We start from the raw sequence: 3,638 nt of genomic DNA on the forward strand, positions 1-3,638 counted from the left end.
TCTCGTAGCTTTACCGCCGCCGTCATCAGCCAGATCCTCCCGCATCAAGAGAATCAGAGCCGGCGCCGTTCGTCACTTCACACACGAGTCAGTGGCTACGTCCTTTGGTATTAAGATGTGATTCAGGCGCCGCCGGGCAGCGGTGCGAGCGGATTGACCAGACCGGCCTCGCGCAATTCGCGCCAGAAATCCTCGGGCACCTGTTCCGCCAGCGCTGCGGTGTCCTCGGCGATGCGGCCCGGGCGGCTGGCGCCGGGGATCACCGCCGCCACTGCCGGATTGGCCAGCGCGAATTGCAGTCCGGCGGCCTTCATGCTGATGCCATGGACATCGGCCAGCGCCTTGATCGCCGCCACCTTGGCCAGGATTTCGGGCGTGGCGGGCACATATTCGAAGTTGGGGCCGCCCACCAGCGCGCCCGAGCTGTAGGGGCCGCCCGCCACGATCCCCAGGCCGCGCTCTGCCACCATCGGCATCAGCCGTTGCAGCGCGCGATCATGGTCGAGCAGCGTGTAGCGCCCTGCCAGCAGGAAACCGTCGGGGCGTGGCTCGTCGAGCTCCAGCAGCAGCTCGATGGGCTCCACGCGGTTGACGCCCAGGCCCCAGCCCTTGATGACGCCCTCGTCGCGCAGCCGGTCGAGCACCTTGAAGGCGCCTTTGCGCGCGCTTTCGAACACGCCGAGCCAGGCATCGCCATAGAAATCCTGCGCGACGTCATGGACCCAGACGATGTCGATATGATCGGTGCGCAGGCGCTTCAGACTGTCCTCGATCGAGCGCAGCGTGGCGTCTTCTGAATAGTCGTTGATGATGCGGTTAGGGCGACCGTAGCGGAAGACATCGCCCTTCTCGCCCAGATCGCGCGCACTGACATCCTCGATCTCGTCGAGGATCAGACGGCCCACCTTGGTGCTGATGACATAATCGCCGCGCGGCTTGTCGGCCAGCGCCTCGCCCATGCGGATTTCGGCCAGGCCGGCGCCATAGAAGGGGGCGTTGTCGAAATAGCGGATGCCGTTGTTCCACGCCGCTTCCACCGTGGCTTGCGCCTCGGCCTCAGGAATGTCGCGGAACATGTTGCCGAGGGGCGCGGCGCCGAAACCGAGCTTGCTCGGCAGAATATCCTTGAGAGCCATGGGTGTTGTCCTTTCTTCAGGCCACGAGCAGCGGAGTGAGGGCTACAGCCACGCGATCGGCCAGATCGCCGACGCGTGAGAGATAATGCTGGAAATGCGGCGTTGCGCGATGGGCGTCATTGGCCTTCGCATCGACATAAAGTTCGTCCAGCACGAAGCGGGCCGGGTCATTCTGGTCGATCCACAGGTCGTAGCGCAGATTGCCGCTTTCGGCCCGACTGGGGGTGATGAGCCCTTCGAGCAGGGCGCGCAGCTCAGCCGCCTTGCCCTCGCGGGCGCTAAGAATCGCCATGACTTTGACGTGACTGGACATGATGCCTGCTCCTTTGTCCTGCGGATTATCGCCGGGGCGCTGTCGTAGCGCCCCGCCGGTCATTCTGGTGGTCATGCGGTGGCCAGATGCCGGTTGAGCGCTGCCACGAAGCGAGCGGCGATCTGATGGTCAGAAGCCGGGTTCTGTCCGGTGATCAGCTCGCGGTCCTCGACCACATGGGGTGCGAAATCGGTGCTGTTGGTGATCACCTCGCCGCCTGCTGCCTCAAGCGCCGAGGGCATGTCGAAATGCATCTTGGCATGCAGGATATGGTCCTCGACCACCTTCTCCTCGCTCGCCGAAAAGACGGTCATGCGGTAACCGGCATAGGGCCAGCCCTTGGCGAGGTCCCGTGCCTTCGCCTTGTCCCCGACGATCAGTGAGGCACGGAAGGCCGGGGCCTGGTCCATGGCGGCGGTGATGGCGATCGGGCCGTGACAGAGCAGGGCTGTGGGCTTGGCTTGCCCATGGGCATGGCGCAGAATCATGCCCAAGTCGGCGTCCTGCATCAGATCGACCACCGGGGCTTGACCGCCCGGCACGAAGATCCCGGCGTAACTCTCCAGCCCTTCCTCGATCACCGAGCGAAGGCTGCGCACCGCATTCATCGCGGGATGTTCGGCCCAGAAGGCTTTGGCCGCGGCATAGGCAACTTCGTCACCCCCGAAATGCTGGGAGGAATCGGAGGCCGGATCGATGTGCGGCTTGGTGCCCTGCGGTGTGGCCAGTACGATCTCATAGCCCGCAGCCAGAATGGCCATGGCGGGCACCACGGTTTCGTTGAGATACTGGCCGGTGTTGCCCCAGCCGCCCTGGACTTCGATCCGTGTGGCGTTGGACCCGACGACGAGAACTTTACCCTTGGTCATGTCAGCCTCCGATGCTGCGTGTCATTGTTGACGCAGCCAGAATGCTCGCTTCCAACACATTCCAGAACTTTATTTCTGTTATTTCAGATATCATCATGGCATTATAAGTGATGCGCTATGACCTGAACTTGCTGCCGATCTTCGTCGCTCTCTTCGAGGAAAAGAGCGTCACCCGCGCCGCCGAAAGGCTGGGCATGACTCAACCGGCGATCTCCAACGCGCTCGCCCGGCTGCGCGCCATGCTGCAGGACCCGCTGTTTATCCGCGAGCGCTATGGCATCCAGCCCACGCCGATCGCGCTGGAACTGGCCCCGGTGATCGCCGAGGCGCTGGCAAGGCTGGACGATGCCGTGTTGGGCCAGCAGGAGTTCGACCCCGCCACCGCTGAGCGGCATTTCACCATCGCCCCCAACGGCTATGCCGAATTCGTGCTGGTACCCGCGATCGTGGCGCGTTTGCAGAGCGTCGCCCCGGGCATCCGTTTGCGGCTGACACCCTATGGCAGCGATCTGGCCGAGACCGGCGTCACCTCGGGCACCACGGCGATGGTGCTGGGGCGCATCACCGATCCGCCCGACAATCTGGTGGTGCAGCATCTGATGGATGAGGGGCTGGCCTGCGTTGTGCGTACCGGCCACCCAGGCATTGGCGAGACCATGTCGCGGGCCCAGTTCGAGGCACTGCGTCATGTCAATGTTGTGCCGCCGGGACGCCTGCGCGCAGGGCTGTTTCAGGCCCTGGCGCAGCAGCAACTGAAGCGCGACGTGGCATTGTCTGTCACCAATTTCTTTGCCGTGGCCGAAATGGTGGCCGTCACCGATTACTGCGCCACACTGCCCGCGTTGATCTGCCGCAGGCTGGCACATGATCCAAGGCTGCGGGTGTTGCCCGCGCCGGTCGATCTGGGCAGCTTTCCGGTCGAGATGGCTTGGCATGTGCGTTATCGCCATGATCCGGCCCATCGTTGGCTGCGCGCCACCGTCGCGGGGATCATCGCTGAGATCCAGGCCGGGGCGCGCAAGACCGACGTTTGAAGCCATGGTGGGAAAGCCGGCCGGGCGCCGGGCCCGGCCTGTGCCCTTTACTTCTTCGCCGTGGCGGCGGCTTCGATAAAGGCGGCTACTTCCTATCGCCGTGTAATTTGCCCAAACCGGTCCCCGCCAGTCCCGGGGCGGTTCAGTCTGGGGTGCCGGAGGCGTCCGGCACGGCGGTTACCCGGGCCGTGCGGGCGGCGGCGCGGCGGCGCATGTCCCACATGACGCCGCCGGAGAGCGAGAAGAAGAACAGGGCGGCGCCGGCGAAGCCGACGGCGGCGCGCCA

4 protein-coding genes are annotated in these 3,638 nt (G+C 64.7%); 1 reads left to right on the plus strand and 3 read right to left on the minus strand.

All coding sequences use genetic code 11. From position 1 onward, the window contains the following. Window positions 1-122: 122 nt before the first annotated feature. From HUK84_RS12405 to HUK84_RS12415, 3 genes are all read right to left on the minus strand, one after another. The gene (locus HUK84_RS12405; protein WP_176640570.1) at window positions 123-1,136 is read right to left on the minus strand and encodes an aldo/keto reductase; all 1,014 of its coding nucleotides are present in this window, start codon (window positions 1,134-1,136) and stop codon (window positions 123-125) included. A gap of 16 nt (window positions 1,137-1,152) precedes the next feature. Beyond that, window positions 1,153-1,449, minus strand: coding sequence for a putative quinol monooxygenase (locus HUK84_RS12410; RefSeq protein WP_176640573.1), 297 nt, complete (start codon window positions 1,447-1,449; stop codon window positions 1,153-1,155). 71 nt (window positions 1,450-1,520) lie between these two features. Next, on the minus strand, window positions 1,521-2,318 hold the full coding sequence (locus HUK84_RS12415; protein ID WP_176640571.1) for a type 1 glutamine amidotransferase domain-containing protein: 798 nt from the start codon (window positions 2,316-2,318) through the stop codon (window positions 1,521-1,523). A 110-nt stretch (window positions 2,319-2,428) separates the two neighbouring features. On the opposite strand from HUK84_RS12415, the gene HUK84_RS12420 reads away from it, so the two are divergent. After that, window positions 2,429-3,352 (plus strand): LysR family transcriptional regulator, encoded by a 924-nt coding sequence (locus HUK84_RS12420; RefSeq protein WP_176640574.1) that lies wholly within the window; start codon window positions 2,429-2,431, stop codon window positions 3,350-3,352. The last annotated feature ends 286 nt before the right edge of the window (window positions 3,353-3,638 follow it).

The organism is Nguyenibacter vanlangensis (assembly GCF_013376155.1).
Lineage (GTDB): Bacteria > Pseudomonadota > Alphaproteobacteria > Acetobacterales > Acetobacteraceae > Gluconacetobacter > Gluconacetobacter vanlangensis.